Origin of the sequence: Paenibacillus sp. FSL F4-0100 (assembly GCF_037993005.1) — a bacterium.
Taxonomy (GTDB): domain Bacteria; phylum Bacillota; class Bacilli; order Paenibacillales; family Paenibacillaceae; genus Paenibacillus_AQ.
The window spans coordinates 2,039,916-2,056,256 of the sequence record NZ_CP150303.1; the positions used below are offsets into that span (position 1 = coordinate 2,039,916).

The 16,341-nt window shown below is 51.7% G+C and carries 12 protein-coding genes; all 12 read left to right on the top strand.

Annotated elements, in window-relative coordinates; genetic code table 11:
* Positions 1-14: 14 nt before the first annotated feature.
* Positions 15-842, top strand: coding sequence for a glycerophosphodiester phosphodiesterase family protein (locus MHH48_RS08915; RefSeq protein ID WP_076320486.1), 828 nt, complete (start codon positions 15-17; stop codon positions 840-842).
* Positions 843-1,033: 191 nt separating this feature from the next.
* A complete protein-coding gene (locus tag MHH48_RS08920) occupies positions 1,034-1,774 on the top strand; it encodes a hypothetical protein (RefSeq protein WP_076320487.1) in 741 nt (246 codons plus the stop codon).
* Between the two features lie 226 nt (positions 1,775-2,000).
* Complete coding sequence (locus MHH48_RS08925; protein WP_076320488.1) at positions 2,001-2,411, top strand: BlaI/MecI/CopY family transcriptional regulator; 411 nt, start codon at positions 2,001-2,003, stop codon at positions 2,409-2,411.
* Complete coding sequence (locus tag MHH48_RS08930) at positions 2,411-4,273, top strand: M56 family metallopeptidase (protein ID WP_076320489.1); 1,863 nt, start codon at positions 2,411-2,413, stop codon at positions 4,271-4,273. Before MHH48_RS08925 ends, MHH48_RS08930 begins: the two co-directional genes overlap by 1 nt.
* A gap of 330 nt (positions 4,274-4,603) precedes the next feature.
* Complete coding sequence (araA, locus tag MHH48_RS08935) at positions 4,604-6,091, top strand: L-arabinose isomerase (protein ID WP_076320490.1); 1,488 nt, start codon at positions 4,604-4,606, stop codon at positions 6,089-6,091.
* A gap of 101 nt (positions 6,092-6,192) precedes the next feature.
* Entirely contained in the window at positions 6,193-7,281 is a 1,089-nt protein-coding gene (locus MHH48_RS08940) for a GntR family transcriptional regulator (protein WP_076320491.1), read from the top strand.
* Between the two features lie 95 nt (positions 7,282-7,376).
* Positions 7,377-8,066, top strand: a complete 690-nt coding sequence (araD, locus tag MHH48_RS08945) for an L-ribulose-5-phosphate 4-epimerase (protein ID WP_076320492.1) — start codon at positions 7,377-7,379, stop codon at positions 8,064-8,066.
* A 45-nt stretch (positions 8,067-8,111) separates the two neighbouring features.
* Positions 8,112-9,782, top strand: a complete 1,671-nt coding sequence (locus tag MHH48_RS08950; RefSeq protein ID WP_076320493.1) for a ribulokinase — start codon at positions 8,112-8,114, stop codon at positions 9,780-9,782.
* Between the two features lie 60 nt (positions 9,783-9,842).
* Positions 9,843-11,033 (top strand): sn-glycerol-1-phosphate dehydrogenase, encoded by a 1,191-nt coding sequence (locus MHH48_RS08955; protein ID WP_076320494.1) that lies wholly within the window; start codon positions 9,843-9,845, stop codon positions 11,031-11,033.
* Positions 11,034-11,423: 390 nt separating this feature from the next.
* Positions 11,424-12,782: an FAD-dependent oxidoreductase gene (locus MHH48_RS08960; protein ID WP_076320495.1), complete on the top strand. Its 1,359-nt coding sequence runs from the start codon at positions 11,424-11,426 to the stop codon at positions 12,780-12,782.
* A 46-nt stretch (positions 12,783-12,828) separates the two neighbouring features.
* On the top strand, positions 12,829-14,121 hold the full coding sequence (locus MHH48_RS08965; RefSeq protein ID WP_256720371.1) for a citrate transporter: 1,293 nt from the start codon (positions 12,829-12,831) through the stop codon (positions 14,119-14,121).
* A gap of 61 nt (positions 14,122-14,182) precedes the next feature.
* A complete protein-coding gene (locus MHH48_RS08970; RefSeq protein WP_076320496.1) occupies positions 14,183-16,330 on the top strand; it encodes a hydantoinase/oxoprolinase family protein in 2,148 nt (715 codons plus the stop codon).
* The last annotated feature ends 11 nt before the right edge of the window (positions 16,331-16,341 follow it).

Sequence of the window (16,341 nt, forward strand, 5' to 3'; positions counted from 1 at the left end):
AGATTGATAGCCCAATGAAAAGAATGATTTTTATCTTAGCAGTTGTGCTTGCAATGACCGGTTCTCAAAATATCGCTGACGTAGATCGAGACCAGTCCTGGGTTAATATCGCCCATCGGGGGGCGTCGGGATATGCCCCGGAAAATACGATGGCTTCTTTTGTTAAAGCGTTTGATATGGGAGCGGATATGCTGGAACTGGATGTCCAATTGAGTAAGGATGGGCAGGTCGTCGTGATTCATGATTCCACGGTTGAGCGAACCACGGATGGACAAGGAGAGGTAGGTAATTTAACCTTCGAGGAGATGCGTAGGCTGGATGCAGGTTCATGGTACGATTCGGCGTTTAAAGGAGAAGTCATTCCTGCATTGGCGGAGGTACTTGAGCATTTCACAGGACGTATCGGGTTGTTGATCGAATTGAAATCCCCCTCCCGGTATCCGGGTATCGAGCAAAAGGTCGCAGACGATTTGAATAGGTATATCTTCGGCGCTGATGGTGGTGAGCGGTACAAGGACCTGATCATCGTGCAGTCTGCAGATACGGACTCGCTGCTTCGGTTCCACAAGATAATGCCCGATATCCCGCTGGGCGTTATTATCACCAGTTCGGGCGACTTATCCAAGCAGCGGTTGGAGGATATGAAAGCCTATGCGGAATATGTGAATATATCGTTGAGACTGGTCTCTAAGGGGCTGGTTCAAAAGATCCATCAATCCGGGATGAAAACGATGGTCTGGACCATTCGGGACATGCTGCAATTTCCTTACGTGCTTCAAGCGAATGTGGATGGGATTATTACGGATTATCCGGATCGGGTACCGATATCCTATATGAAATGATCATAATGAAGGGGTGTCACTTGGGTTTGCATTTTAACCTGCAGGGGCAGCTCTTCTTTTTTTGTATTCAACGAAAACAAAAAAATCTGCACAAACCGTGTTGACATTATTGAACTACAGTTGTAGTATTGATTTGTAACTACAGTTGTAGTTTATAAAAACAAAAAATCATAGGAGAGGAGCATTACCAAATGAAGGCAGCAACGAAAGTAGCGATCGCGACACTAAGCAGCATTTTATTAATGGGTTCTTCCGTAAGTCTCGCGGCAAAGGCGCAGTCCAACGAGAAAGCCCAAGAAGCCACTGTTAAAAAAACAGACGAAGCAGCCAAGCCTATATCAGCAGAGGAAAAAAAGTTTATCGAAGCTGAGATCCAGAGAGTGAAGGAGTTGGCCCAAGAATCGGGTGATATGTATGTCCTGTATCATAAGTACCCAAAATTAAATAGCGGATTTGATATTAGCTATTGGGGAGGGATTCATGAATTCACTACTTACGAGGACTACTTGAAAAAAGCTTCAACCCTGAAGGGATCCATTCTGCAGCAGCCTGCCAACCTGCCAAAGGGATATAAGTTTTTATCAGCGGTCATTGAAGGTCCGATCGAAGGAAAGTTCGTTGATGAAGTAAGGGCCGAAGGTAAGAAGAGCGGAAAGCCCATCTATGTGAAAAAGATCGATTGGAAAGAGGCGGCAACCATCCGTCTTAAATATGCGAGCGGAAAAGACACGCTGGGCTTTTCCAAGGATACGGTAGATTCGAAGGGAAGCAAGAAAAAAGGTTTCTTTGACGATAAGCTGCCGAAGAATGTCTTTCCAAAATACGTTTTTTGGAATGATGGCGGCAAATTCGAATACAGCATTTCAACCTCCTCTTTGGATATGTCCAGGAAACAGAAGATCGAAATGCTAAAAGCAGCCGTGAAAAAATAACATTTTGCGCCAGCTATATTTTTTCTCGGACAGGCGCTCCAAAATACGATGACATGGGTTCTTTTGCAGATCATCATGCCCACAGGCGGTGCGAATCATTTTTTCGTGTAACAAAAACGAGAAATTACGCTCTGCCAAACAAGTTGACATTACTAAACTACAAATGTAGCATGTGTATTATAACTACATATGTAGTCTGAGTAAATTGACTTTGGAGGTTTCATGCATGAATCAAATACCACCGATCACGGATGCAGAGCTGGAAATTATGCGCGTATTGTGGACAAATCCGGACTGCCCTTCCAGCGAGGTCGTAAAACAAATGACGGATCAAATGGGGTGGAGCCCCAATACGACCCGGACGCTCCTCAGTCGTCTGGTGCAGAAGGAAGCAGCGGGTGCGAAACTGGAAAAGGGTTCAAAGCGCACCCAACTATTTTATCCGATCATCAGCGAGCAGGAGTATCTGCAGTCCGAAACCAAATCCTTCATGAAAAAGCTTTATGGGGGATCTTTAAAGCCGATGCTGGCCAACTTTCTGCAGGATAAAAAACTGAATGCGCAAGAAATCGAGGATCTAAAGGCATTGTTTGACGATAACCGCAGCGACGGGGAAACAGAAAAGAGAGAGCCCTGATGAGTCCTACATTGCATGAAAATTTATTGTCTTTTTTTGGCTGGGTGATTCGCGGATCGTTCATGGCCTCCATCCTGATCGTACTTGTGCTGATTCTACAGTTTCTATTAAGAAACAAAATTGAGGCCAGATGGAAATATTGGCTTTGGCTACCTGTAGCCATACGTTTGCTGCTCCCTTGGGCTCCGGAATCCTCGCTTAGCCTATACAATGTTTTGTCTTTGGAGGCCATAGCACCCGGTATTCATCAACAAACTCAAGTTTCATCGGGTGGGAAGGAAGCGGGGAGAATAAGCGAGGCGACGGTTCATGTTGAGCGCTCTATAAACCCGGGAGCAAGCGGAACCTCGGAAGTACCTGCTCCATCCCTTGAATCGGGACTCGTGCAGGAGAGCGGCTTTTGGTGGAATGGGTTCAACCAAATAGGCTTCACCAATACGCTGATTGCGGTTTGGTTTGCGGGCGTGCTGCTTCTTGCCGCGAAAACGATATACGACCAGCTTCGATTGAAACAAGCCCTGCGCGCGGGCCGAAAGATAGATACGCCTTTTCTATCGGCAGTGTTTCACGAGACGAAACAGCAATTAGGCGTGAAGCAAAAAGTGCAATTTCTGTCCAGCGAGCGAATTCCTGGACCTGCCGTGGTCGGTTTTAGCAAGCCGGCGATCGCCATTTCGCCCAGTCTGCTCATCACGCTGAAAAAAGATCAACTTCAATATATTCTGGCGCATGAGTTCGCGCATATTCAGCGGCGGGATGTCGCCGTGAACTGGTTGATGCATACCATCCTGATCATCCATTGGTTTAATCCGTTATTATGGCTAGCCGTACGTAAAGCAAGACAGGATCAGGAGATGGCTTGCGATGCATGCGCCTTGAATCGGATGAGCCCGCAGCAAAACAATGCATACGGACAAACGATCATCCACGTGTTGGAGCATTTTTCAGGAAACCAACGCCAGCCGGGGCTTGCCGGCCTGTCCGCCACACATAAACAAATGAAAAGGAGACTTACGATGATTAAACATTTTCACAAAAAATCATACCGTCTATCCATTCTGGCGATGGGGATGATTATCGCGCTTGGCAGCGTGACATTGGTTAATGCTAAGGAAAGCGATGCAGGGAGCGTAACACCAAAGGCTTCCGTGCAATCGGAACAGGATTTAAAAGCTGCTGATATGATCTATCCCGAGGGAGATATAGACCGCGAGCTCTACAAGAACGAACTGGAAAAGGCGCAGAAAAAAGCAGAAGTTGCAGCCAAGGCTCTAACTCCAGAGGAAAAGAAGTATATCGAAGCTGAGACCAATAGAGTGAAGAAGCTAAGTAATGAGACAGGCGATATGTACGTTCTGTATCATAAATATAAGGATCTTAACAGCGGATTCGACCTAAGTTATTGGGGAGGGATAGAAACATTTACCGCTTACGAGGACTACTTGAAAAGAGCTTCCACATTGGAAGGTTCCATCCTGAAGCAGCCCGCCAACTTGCCGGAGGGATATAAGTTTTCCAAAGCGAGAATTGAAGGTCCAACTGAAGGCAAGTTCCTTGATGAAGTAAGGGCCGAAGGCAAGAAGAGCGGAAAACCCATCTATGCGAAAAAGATAGATTGGGAAGAGGCGGCAACTATCCGTCTTGAGTATACGAACGGGAAAGACACACTGGCCATTTCAAAGTATACGTTGGACTCAGAGGGAAGTAAGAAGAAAGGCTTCTTTGAGGATGACTTCCCGGCGCATATCTATCCAAAATACGTGTTTTGGCATGAAGGCGGCTTCGAATACAGCATTTCAGCCACATGGGATATGTCCAAAGAACAGAAGATCGAAATGCTGAAAGCAGCGGTGCAGAAATAATATTTTGGGCAAGTCATTAAGCATCACAACCAATCCGGGAAATCCGGTGGCGAAAAAAACCTGATCTATTGGCTGAAATTGCGGTCAAGAAATAGAGTGCACTTTTCAATTTTGCAGTTCGTAGATCCTGATTCGAAGGCCCAATATACGATTAAATAAAAAAAGCCTGGTTTTCCAGGCTTTTTTTATTTTGATCTTGCTATTTTTGAGATGCGGGGGTAGAATGTGAGTGATTCAACTTGTACGTACATTTATAATGTGATCTATATTTTTTGTTTATAGGTATGTACAAGATGGCAAGCAAGCATTCATACAGGAGGCGTTATAATTATGAATTTGAAACCGTATTCTTTTTGGTTCGTCACCGGAAGCCAGCACTTGTATGGCCCCGAAACGCTGGAGCAGGTAGCTGAGCATTCCCGCATCGTGGCAACGGAGTTTGATAAAGATCCTGTATTTTCCTATCCCATTGTGTTCAAGCCGATCGTAACGACACCCGATGAAATATACAACCTGATTCTTGAGGCCAACAATGATGAGTCCTGCGCAGGTATCATGACCTGGATGCACACCTTCTCCCCGGCCAAAATGTGGATCGCGGGTCTATCCCAATTGCAGAAGCCGCTTCTTCATTTCCATACCCAATTCAACCGGGATATCCCTTGGGAAACGATTGATATGGATTTTATGAATTTGAACCAATCCGCGCACGGTGATCGCGAGTATGGTCATATTGGTGCCCGTCTCGGCATTGCTCGCAAGGTGGTTGTGGGCCATTGGGAAGACGGGGAGGTTCGAGGCAGCATTGCCGGCTGGATGAGGACCGCTGCGGCCTATGCCGAAAGCCGCAGGCTGAAAGTGGCCCGCTTCGGCGATAATATGCGCCAAGTGGCGGTAACCGAAGGGGATAAAGTAGAAGCCCAAATCAAGCTTGGCTGGTCCGTGAACGGTTACGGCATCGGCGATCTTGTGCAGTCCATGAATGAAGTCGGCGATGAAGAGGTTAAGGCGCTCCTGAACGAATATGCGGAGTTGTATTCCATAACCAAGGAAGGGCTTAGCGACGGTCCCGTGCGCGATTCGATTACGTATCAAGCCCGGATCGAGATTGCGCTTCGTCGTTTCCTGGAAGAGGGCGGCTTTGGCGCATTCACGACGACCTTTGAGGATCTGCATGGAATGAAGCAGCTTCCGGGACTCGCCGTACAGCGTCTGATGGAGTCGGGTTACGGCTTCGGCGGGGAAGGGGATTGGAAAACAGCTGCCCTGACGCGTGTATTGAAGGTGCTTGCGGGCAATAAAAGCACTTCTTTCATGGAGGACTACACCTATCACTTCGAGCAAGGGAATCATATGATTCTTGGATCGCACATGCTGGAGGTATGTCCGACCATTGCACTGGATAAACCGACGCTGGAAGTTCATCCACTCGGGATCGGAGGCAAGGGAGATCCCGCGCGACTCGTGTTTAACGGCCAAGACGGCCCGGCGGTCAATGCTTCCCTGATCGATCTGGGTCACCGCTTCAGACTGCTGGTGAATGTCGTGGATGGCGTCAAGGTGGAGCAGCCGATGCCGAAACTGCCGGTAGCCCGTGTGCTGTGGAAACCGCAGCCATCGCTCCGCGAATCTGCGGAAGCGTGGATATTGGCCGGTGGAGCGCATCACACCGTTCTCTCTTATGCCATGACGGCTGAGCATTTGAGCGATTGGGCGGAGATGGTCGGCATTGAAGCGGTCATTATTGATAAGGATACAACGATACCGCGCTTCAAGAACGAGCTCCGCTGGAGTGAAGCCGCATACCGCCTGCGGTAACTGGTTCTGTCAGCATTCCCCTGGCCTGTGTTACAATAGCGAGATAACTTAGGATTGCAGGTGATCCTAACATAATGAGTGCGTGAGGCTAGAGGTGAATGATGAATAATAGACGGATACCCAAATATATTGTATTAAAAAACGAACTGCTCTCCTGGTTTGAATCCGGCCGGCTTCAAGCGGGCAAACAAGTTCCTTCGGAGCATGAAATCGCCGACCAGTTCGGCGTAAGCCGCCAGACGGTCCGCCAAACCTTCGGCGAGCTGGAGAAGGAAGGCTGGCTGGAACGGATTCAGGGCAAAGGGACGTTCGCTAGAAATCCCGAGCGGCGGGAGAGCAAGCAGGTTAAGACGATTGGCATCATAACAACCTATATCTCGGATTATATTTTCCCGCATATCGTTCGGGGAGCGGAGGCGGAGCTGCGCAGCAAGGGATACCGCCTGCTGCTCTCCAGTACCGATAACAACAAGGAGAAAGAGATGGAGAGTCTTCAGCTCATGACCAGTCAGCCGCTTAGCGGGCTGATTATCGAGCCGACCAAGAGTGCGGAGGGCAACCCGAATTTGACGTATTTCCTGTCCCTGCAGGAGAAGGGAATCCCGTTTTTGATGATCAATGAGAAGTATCGGGAGCTGGAATGTCCTTGTCTGAAGCTTGATGATGAGCTTGGCGGTTACAAGGCTACACGTCATTTGATCGAGAACGGACACCAGGCGATCGCCGGATTCTTCAAACGGGACGATCTTCAGGGTGTGAACCGGCTGAAAGGCTTCTTACGTGCGCATCGCGAGGCGGGAATTCCCGTTTCGCCGGAGCGGGTGGTTACGTATACAACGGAACAGAAGGGAAGTTTTCCGTATGATCAGGCCGTCCAGTTGCTGAAGCAGCCGGATGAGCTGCGACCGACGGGGTTTGTATGTTATAACGACGAGCTGGCTGTGTCTTTAGCAGAGGCTGCCGGACAATGCAGGCTGCAAATCCCGCAGGATGTGTCCCTGGTCGGGTTCGATGATTCAACGCTAGCCGAAGCTTCCGGCGTGAAGCTGACAACGATGACCCACCCGAAGACAGAGATGGGGATTATGGCGGCCAGACAATTAATTAGCATGATTGAGCATCATAGCGTTATAGAGGATACGGTATTTCAACCGGAGCTGGTGGAGAGAGAATCGGTGAAGAAACGGTAGAGGATAAGGGAGTGAAAGGTCCGAAGTTTCGGACCCTTGTTTGCCAACTTGTACGTACAACTACATTTTTGAAATATAGAGAGGAGCGGTTGTTCATGTTGGAGGATTTAAAGCAGCAGGTGCTGGAGGCGAATCTGGAGCTTCCGATGCACGGACTCGTTACCTTTACATGGGGAAATGTAAGCGGTATCGACCGTGAACGGGGACTGTTTGTCATTAAGCCAAGCGGCGTGCCTTACGAGGATTTAAAAGCGGACGACATGGTCGTGCTGGATTTGAAGGGAAATGTCGTTGAAGGAGATTTGCGACCATCCTCAGATACCCCGACACATCTGGTCCTCTATCAGAACTTTAAAGAGATCGGCGGAATTGTGCATACCCACTCTCCATGGGGAACGAGTTGGGCTCAAGCCGGACGCGCGCTTCCTGCTTACGGAACAACGCACGCCGACTATTTTTACGGGGAAATTCCGGTTACGCGGCCCATGACCCGCGAAGAAATCGAGGGGGCCTACGAGTTGGAGACGGGCAACGTCATTGTTGAGCGATTCGCAGACCTGGATCCGAACATGGTGCCTGGCGTGCTTGTCCATTCGCATGCGCCATTCGTGTGGGGCAAGGATGCGCATAACGCGGTTCATAATGCGGTAGTGTTGGAGGAGTGCGCCAAGATTGCAGCCCGGATGCAGCAGATTAATCCGGAAACCGAACCGATGGATCAGACGCTGCTGGATCGCCATTTTTTACGGAAGCATGGAGTTAATGCCTATTACGGTCAAAAGTAACGCTTGTATTCATCATTCATGATTTCATCTGTAGGAGGAAATGAGATGGGGAATAAATACACCATTGGTGTCGATTACGGAACGCAGTCCGGGCGTGCGGTGTTGGTTAATCTGGCTGACGGGCAGGAAGTAGCGGATCATGTTACGCCTTACCGGCATCATGTCATCGATGAGTTTTTACCGGTTTCAGGGAAGAAGCTGGAGCACGACTGGGCGCTTCAGCATCCGGGCGATTATCTGGAGGTTCTAAAGGTATCCGTGCCTGCCGTCATCCAGCAATCCGGGATTGATCCGGCGGATGTGATTGGCATCGGCATTGATTTTACGGCTTGCACCATGCTGCCCGTTGACGAGCTTGGGGAGCCGCTCTGCTTCCAACCGGAGCTGGCCGACCAGCCGCACAGCTGGGTTAAGCTGTGGAAGCATCATGCCGCCCAGCCGGAAGCGGACAAGATCAACGCGATTGCCGCCGAGCGCGGAGAAGCCTTTTTGCCCCGTTATGGCGGGAAGATTTCTTCCGAATGGATGATTGCAAAGGTCTGGCAAATTCTTGACGAGGCACCGGCGATCTATGAACGTACGGATAGATTCTTGGAAGCTACCGATTGGGTCGTTTCCCAAATGACAGGCCAGATTGTCCGCAACAGCTGTACGGCTGGCTACAAGGCGATATGGCATAAGCAAGACGGATATCCAAGCAAGGAATATTTTAAGGCACTGGATCCCCGGTTGGAGGATCTGGCCGATACGAAGCTGCGCGGAGAGGTCCGCCCCCTTGGGAGCAGCGCAGGCGGTCTGACTGAGAAGATGGCGGTGATGATGGACTTAACTCCAGGGATTGCTGTGGCCGTCGGTAACGTTGATGCACATGCCGCGGTGCCTGCGGTCGGTGTTGTCACACAGGGCAAGCTGGTGATGGCGATGGGCACATCGATCTGCCACATGCTGCTTGGTACCGAAGAGAAGCAGGTTGAAGGCATGTGCGGTGTCGTCGAGGACGGCATCATTCCCGGATTATACGGTTATGAAGCCGGACAATCGGCAGTAGGCGATATTTTTGAATGGTACGTCGAGGAAGCGCTTCCTGCGTATGTAAAAGAAGCTGCGTCCGTGGAAGGGATTGGCGTGCACCAATGGCTTGAGCGGGAAGCGGCTGCATACAAGCCGGGTCAAACCGGTCTGCTTGCACTGGATTGGTGGAACGGCAATCGTTCCGTGCTGGTGGATACGGATCTGACCGGGCTGATGTTAGGGATGACGCTGTTGACAAAGCCGCAGGAAATCTACCGCACCTTGCTTGAGGCGACCGCATTCGGCACGCGCAAAATCGTGGACGCTTTTCATGAGAACGGTGTCGCCGTGGAAGTCCTGTATGCATGCGGCGGACTGCCCCAAAAGAACCGTCTCTTGATGCAGATTTATGCGGATGTCACCAATCGCGAAATCATGGTGGCTGATTCCAAACAGACGCCGGCGCTTGGCGCCGCTATGTTTGCCGCAGTCGCAGCGGGTCAGGCGCAAGGCGGGTATGATTCGATTATCGATGCCGCCGAGAAGATGGCACGGGTGAAGGAAGAGACCTTCAAACCGATTCCGGAGCATGTGGAAGTGTATGAACAGCTGTATCAGGAGTACAGCAAGCTGCATGACTATTTCGGCCGGGGCGAAAACAACGTGATGAAGCGGCTGAAGCGGATTAAGCAAACGGCTGAATAGACCCTGGCAGACTAGAAGCCTGAATAGACACGACAGGATGGGATGAAGGAGAGGAACAACGTGACGGATTACTTGAACGATGCAAAAGGTTTAATGAACCGGATTAGGGAGCTACAGCCCGCGTTCCGCGGACTAGAAACCATGGTGCTTGAGCCCGGCGCTATGCATGACGTGCCTCCGTATCTTAAACGGCAGGGCCTTGGTTCACCGATCGTTGTCGCAGATGCGAATACGTATGAAGCAGCGGGGAAAAAGCTGGTGGAGAGCTTGGAAGCCGCTGGCCAAAAGACTCGGCTGTGTCTGATTGAGCCGGATGAGCAAGGCGACGTTGTGGCGGATGAACGCTCCTTGATGCAGCTGTTTATCGAAGTGGAGCCTGAAGGGACAGGATGCCTGGTCGCTGTGGGGTCCGGGACCATTCATGACATTACGCGCTTTGTGAGTCATCGGAGCGGCAAGCCGTTCATTTCAGTACCTACGGCACCTTCGGTTGACGGCTTTACTTCGGCGGGCGCGCCGATCGTGGTCCGGGGAGTCAAGCAAACCTTTGCGGCCACGGCTCCGATCGCGATATTCGCCGATCCGGACATTCTAGTGAAGGCACCGCAGCCGCTGGTAGCGGCAGGTTTTGGCGATATGCTCGGCAAATACACATCGCTGCTGGATTGGAAATTCTCTTCGATCACGGCCGGTGAGCCCTATGATGATCAAGTGGCAGCCATTACGGAGAGGGCGCTTCAAGCTTGTATTCAGCATGTGGAAGCGATCGGCCAGCGCACGGACGAAGGCATCCGCATTCTGATGACGGCTTTGATCGAGTCGGGGATCGCGATGCTGCTGTTCGGTCAGTCCCACCCTGCCTCCGGGGCGGAACATCATCTCTCGCATTACTGGGAGATGGAGTACTTGCGCCGCGGCAACCGGGCCCTGCTGCATGGTGCCAAAGTGGGGGTGGCCTGCAGCGAAATATCGAGCCTATATCACGACGCGGCCGATAAGGGAGTGTATCCTAATGCCAAGCCTACGCATTGGGAGACATATGGAGAGCAGGTTCAGGAGTGGCTGCGCAAGGTCCCTTCGAAGGAGAAAATTGCCGATCTGCTGCGGCGAGCCGGAGGTCCTTCCACCCTGCAGGAGCTTGGCATCGATGACGAGCTGTTCCGGGAGAGCCTGCGGGAGGCGCACAACCTGCGCGACCGGCATACCATTTTGAGGGCACTGAACGAGGAAAAGGTTGAGGTAAGGTCATAAGGAGAGTTATTTTAAGCGAATTGCAAGATGCGAACTAAAGATTGAACAGTGATCGATTCTGGTTTTGCTATTCGCATCTTTATAGTAGAGATTATGTTTTGTCAAAGAAGAAAGGGACTTTCAATGATCATTGAAAGTCCCTTTTTGTGTATTGAAATTCAGTATATTATTTTGGACGCGCGGAGCAGAACGCCGGGGCAAGCTTCGGTGATTTCTTTTATTGTATATGCCGTAACAGATAGATTAAGAACGCTTGGAAAATAATAAACATAATTTACGGATATATAGAAAATAATTTTCTTGTAAGCATTTACATTTAACTTTTTGTTTGATAGGCTATGGATAAAGCAGCAAATCATACATCACTAAATCAGAAGGAGCGAGGATGATATGGGAAACAGGCTGAAGTATGATGTGGTAGTCATGGGCGGCGGCATATCGGGTGCAATGGCGGCCGTTGCGGCATCGAGTTTAGGGGTGAAGACGCTGATCGTAGAGTCCCATGGGTTTCTTGGCGGGACACTTACTGCGAATGGGGTAGGGCCGATGATGACATTCCATGCGGGAGAGAAGCTTGCCATTCAAGGGTTTACAGATCAGCTGATTGAACGGCTGAAGAAGCAGGGCAAGTCGCCGGGGCATATTTTCGATACGGTTGGCTTTACGTATTCGGTTACCCCGTTTGATGCCGAAGCGATGAAGCATGAGCTGGAGCTGATGGTCACCGAGAGCGGAGGGGAGATTCTGTATCATACGATGCTGGCCGGCGTGAAGACCGAGGACGGGCGAATCGTCGGCATTACGGTATGCAACAAGTCCGGTCTAAGCGACATCGAGGCCTCCGTGTTCATCGACGGGACGGGAGACGGCGATTTGTCCGTCGGGGCGGGAGCCGAGTTCACTAAGGGCAGGGAATCCGACGGGGCCATGCAGCCGATGACGTTGAAGATGAAGATGTACAACGTCGATATTCCGAAGGTAAAACAGTATATTCACGCCCACCCGGAAGACTTTCCACTGTATCAGGGCGACACGTCCATCATTGAGAAGGCGCCTCGCTTGTCGGTAGGCGGGTTCGACAGTCTGTTTAAACTTGCGAAGGAGAGGGGCGAGATCTCGATTCCGCGAGAGAATGTGCTATTCTTCGAGACCAACAACCCGGGCGAGGTCATCCTGAATACGACCCGGATCCTCGGTCATGATCCGACGGATGCGTTCAGTCTGAGCAAGGCGGAGATGGAAGGGCGGAAGCAGTGCCGCGAGCTAGAGCTGTTCATGCGTAAGTATATTCCCGGCTTTGAGCATGCGGTCGTGGAATCGACCGGCCCGAATATTGGCATTCGGGGATCCCGCCAGATTAAGGGCGTGTACACGCTGACGGCCGATGATTTGCTGGAACAGCGGCTGTTCGAAGATACGATCGCGCATTCTGGCTACCCGATCGATATCCATAGTCCGGACGGCGAAGGTACGAAGCATCAGAAGCTGGAATGGGGCGGTATGTACAGCATTCCTTACTCCTGTATGGTCACGGATTCTGTGCAGAACCTGATCGTCATCGGCCGATGCATTTCGGCCACCTTCGAAGCGCAGGCAGCGATGCGGACGACACCGACGACGGGGGCGATCGGCCATGCCGGCGGGGTAGCATCCGCGTTGGCCGCGAAGAAAGGCATTCGCGTCCGGGATGTGGACATCAAGGAAGTGCAGTCCGTGCTGAAAGCACAGGGCGCTTATTTAGAAATATAGATGAAGATAAGCCTATTGAGAACTTGATTCGAGAGGAGAATACAACGTGACATCTTTCATGTGGGTTCAAGCCATCGGCATTTTACTAGTTTTTCTTGTGTTTGTCGGGTTAATGATGACCCGGAAGCTTCCGACCATTCTGGCCCTGCCCTTGATGGCGATTCTGTTTGCCGTCATTGCCGGCGTGCCGTGGATGTCGAACGATCCCGAGACGACCACGATTGCCAAGACGATTCTCTCATCCGGCTCGATGAGGTTATCGGGCGCCATCGCGGGATTAGTGTTCGGGGCCTGGTTCGGACAAATTTTGAATAAAGTCGGCATTACCAAGTCGATTATTCGAAAAGCGGCCGAACTCGCAGGCGACAAGCCGATGCTGATTGCGGTTCTGTTTTTCGCAACCGCATCCATTATTTTCTCGGCGGCCGGTGGACTGGGCATGGTCATCCTGGTCGGTACGATCGTCATTCCGATTATGCTGACGGCAGGCATCTCCCAGTTTGTCGCATCGATTGTCGTTATTTCCGCCGTTGGCGTCGGCGCGCTGTTCAACGTCTCCAACTGGGCCGTTTATGTCGATGTGCTGGGCCTCTCGGTTCAGACGATTGCGGATTATACGCTGGTCGCCGCGCTGCCGCTCATTCTTGTGTCGCTCGGGATGATTATATTCTACATCAAGCGGGACGGCAAAGGCCGCAAAGCATGGGCGATGCCGACGGCTTCCGGCGGAGAAGGCAAAAAAGTGCCTGCTTTTGCCCTGATCAGCCCGCTTGTGCCGGTCATTCTCGTCTTTGCATTCAAGCTCGACATTGTCCCGGCGGTGGTCATCGGCGCGTTGGTTACGATACTGCTGACCTGGCCGAAGCGGCCGATTCATGTCCTGTCCAGTGCGCTGGTGGAAGGGATTCAGGACGTTGCCGGTGCGATGGCGCTCATGATCGGCATCGGCATTTTGTTGAATTCCGTTATGGCGCCACAGGTGTCGGCACTGATCAGCCCGTTGATTGAAGCTGTACTGCCGACCAACCCGTTGATGTACATTCTGTTCTTCACGTTGCTATCTCCGCTCGCCATCTATCGTGGTCCGCTGAACGTATGGGGACTCGGCAGCGGCATTGCTGCTCTGTTCGTCACGGCGGGTATGACCCCGGTCGCGGCGATGCTGGCGCTGCGCGTCGTCAGCAATGTGCAGGCCGTATCCGACCCGACCAACTCGCATAATGTGTGGGTCGCGGATTTTACGAAGAGCGACATTAACGATATTTTGAAAAAGACACTTCCTTGGATGATGGTTGCGGTGCTGATTTCGATGGTGTTGGGTTCATTCATGGTCTTTTAGAAGCAGATAGAATCCGGGCGGAGACTTGCGAGTGTCTGCCCGTTGTTGCAGGAGGAGAACGATGGAGAGAAGAAAAGTAAGGGTCGGGATTGATGTCGGAGGCACCTTCACGGATGCGGCCGTCATTGACAATGAGACGTACGAGGTTATTGGGAAGATGAAAATTCCGACGACACATCATGACGAAGATGGCGTGGCGAAAGGGATTGTACAAATATTGAAGCGGATTTTGGAGAGCGAGGGCATTGCTCCGGACGATGTGACCTTTATCGCCCACGGGACGACGCAAGCGACGAACGCCTTGCTGGAGGGGGATGTGGCCCGTGTCGGCATTATCGGCATGGGTTCCGGACTTGACGGCATGAGCGCACGCTCGGAGTCGAATCCCGGGGACATTGAGCTGGCGCCGGGCAAATATTTGAAGACGTACCACACGTACCTTGATTCCAAAAATTTGCGGGATGAGGATATCGAAGCGGCGATTGACGAACTAGCGCGGCAGGGGGCGGAAGTGATCGTCGCTTCCGAGGCGTACAGCGTTGATGATCCGGCCAATGAGCTTCGTGTCGTTGAGATAGCGAGCCGCAAAGGCATGTATGCTACCGGCGGGCATGAAATTTCCCAGTTGTATGGACTCAAGACACGGACAAGAACGGCGGTCGTGAATGCATCTCTCATTCCGAAAATGATGGAAACGGCGAACATGACGGAGAAATCCGTCAAACATGCGAATATTCAATCCCAGCTCATGATTATGCGCTGCGACGGCGGCGTTATGAGTATCGACGAGGTGCGCAAACGTCCGATATTGACGATGCTGTCGGGACTTGCCGCCGGTGTTGCCGGTGTGCTGATGTATGAAAAGGTGTCGGATGGCATTTTTTTCGAGGTCGGCGGCACAAGCGTCGATATTTCCGTCATCAAAAACGGGAAGGTCATGATCAAGAATGCCCAAGTCGGCGGCCACCGGACTTATTTGCAGTCCTTGGATGTCCGGACGCTTGGTATTGCCGGCGGAAGCATGATTAAGGTGGCGAACGGGAACATCATCGATGTCGGCCCGCGAAGCGCACATATTGCGGGCAAGGAATACGAGGCGTTCGCCGGGGCGGAGCAGATCGTTAATCCGAAGGTCAAGTTCGTCAGCCCGCGGGAAGGGGATCCGGCCGAATATATTATTTTGGAGAGTGAGACCGGCAAGGAATTCTCCTATACACTGGCCGGCGCGGCCAACATTCTCGGCTATATTCCGGAGGGCGATTACGCGCGAGGGAACAAGGAAGCGGCCGTGCGGGCATGGGAAGCCCTTGCCGACCATGTAGGCCTGAGCATCGAGGAGGCCGCCAGAGAGGTTATGAATATCGCGATTGATAAGACGATGAAGACCGTCAATGAGATGATCGAAGACTATGAGCTGGATCGCTCGTTTGTGACGTTGGTCGGCGGCGGAGGCAGCGGGGCCGTGCTCGTTCCGGCGATGGCGGAACGGGAGCAGTTCCGCTTCCAGATCGCGAATAACGCGCCTTATGTATCGACCATAGGCGTCGCCCTTGCGATGGTGAAGGAGCAGTTGGAGAGAACCGTCGTGAATCCGACGGAAGAGGATATCAAGCGCATTCGGTCCGAGATCGTCGAGCGCATCGTCAAATCCGGCGCCAGTGAGGATACGGTCGAGGTAACGATCGAGATTGATAGCCAGAAAAATATTTTGCGGGCAGTCGCTACCGGCTCGACAGAGCTTCGCTCCAAAGATCTGGGTCAGCAAGCGCTGTCTGTCGAGGAGATGGCCGCCATAGCCGCTAGCTCAGTCGATCAACCGGCGGCCAGCATGATGCTGGCGTCCCAGTGCGGCCGATGGAGCCTATTCGCCTGCGAGGAGACGAAGAAATCATTTTTCGGACTGTTCAAGAAGAAAACGACCTATGTGAGCGTGCTCGATCGGGAAGGCGTCGTCCGGTTCAAGAAGGGGAACGTCCACTTCGCGAAGCTGACCAAGGCTCAGTTCGGGGACCGATTACAAGATTTTTTGGATGACAATACGATCTACTCCGATGCAAACGCGACGATCCCGAAGGTATTTGTCTTTTATCGGGAGAAGATGCTCGATTTGACCGGAATGCAGACGAAGGAGCAGTTGATGTCGATTCTTGAGATCGAGACGGAGATGCTGACACAGGAAGAAGAATTGATCGCCGTTGTTTATCAGTAAGGAGGGGAAGG

Coding starts and splice junctions, on each gene's coding strand:
- MHH48_RS08915 (WP_076320486.1), top strand. CDS start 15: ATGAAAAGAATGATTTTTATCTTAGCAGTTGTGCTTGCAATGACCGGT.
- MHH48_RS08920 (WP_076320487.1), top strand. CDS start 1,034: ATGAAGGCAGCAACGAAAGTAGCGATCGCGACACTAAGCAGCATTTTA.
- MHH48_RS08930 (WP_076320489.1), top strand. CDS start 2,411: ATGAGTCCTACATTGCATGAAAATTTATTGTCTTTTTTTGGCTGGGTG.
- araA (WP_076320490.1), top strand. CDS start 4,604: ATGAATTTGAAACCGTATTCTTTTTGGTTCGTCACCGGAAGCCAGCAC.
- MHH48_RS08940 (WP_076320491.1), top strand. CDS start 6,193: ATGAATAATAGACGGATACCCAAATATATTGTATTAAAAAACGAACTG.
- MHH48_RS08970 (WP_076320496.1), top strand. CDS start 14,183: ATGGAGAGAAGAAAAGTAAGGGTCGGGATTGATGTCGGAGGCACCTTC.
- MHH48_RS08960 (WP_076320495.1), top strand. CDS start 11,424: ATGGGAAACAGGCTGAAGTATGATGTGGTAGTCATGGGCGGCGGCATA.
- MHH48_RS08925 (WP_076320488.1), top strand. CDS start 2,001: ATGAATCAAATACCACCGATCACGGATGCAGAGCTGGAAATTATGCGC.
- araD (WP_076320492.1), top strand. CDS start 7,377: ATGTTGGAGGATTTAAAGCAGCAGGTGCTGGAGGCGAATCTGGAGCTT.
- MHH48_RS08950 (WP_076320493.1), top strand. CDS start 8,112: ATGGGGAATAAATACACCATTGGTGTCGATTACGGAACGCAGTCCGGG.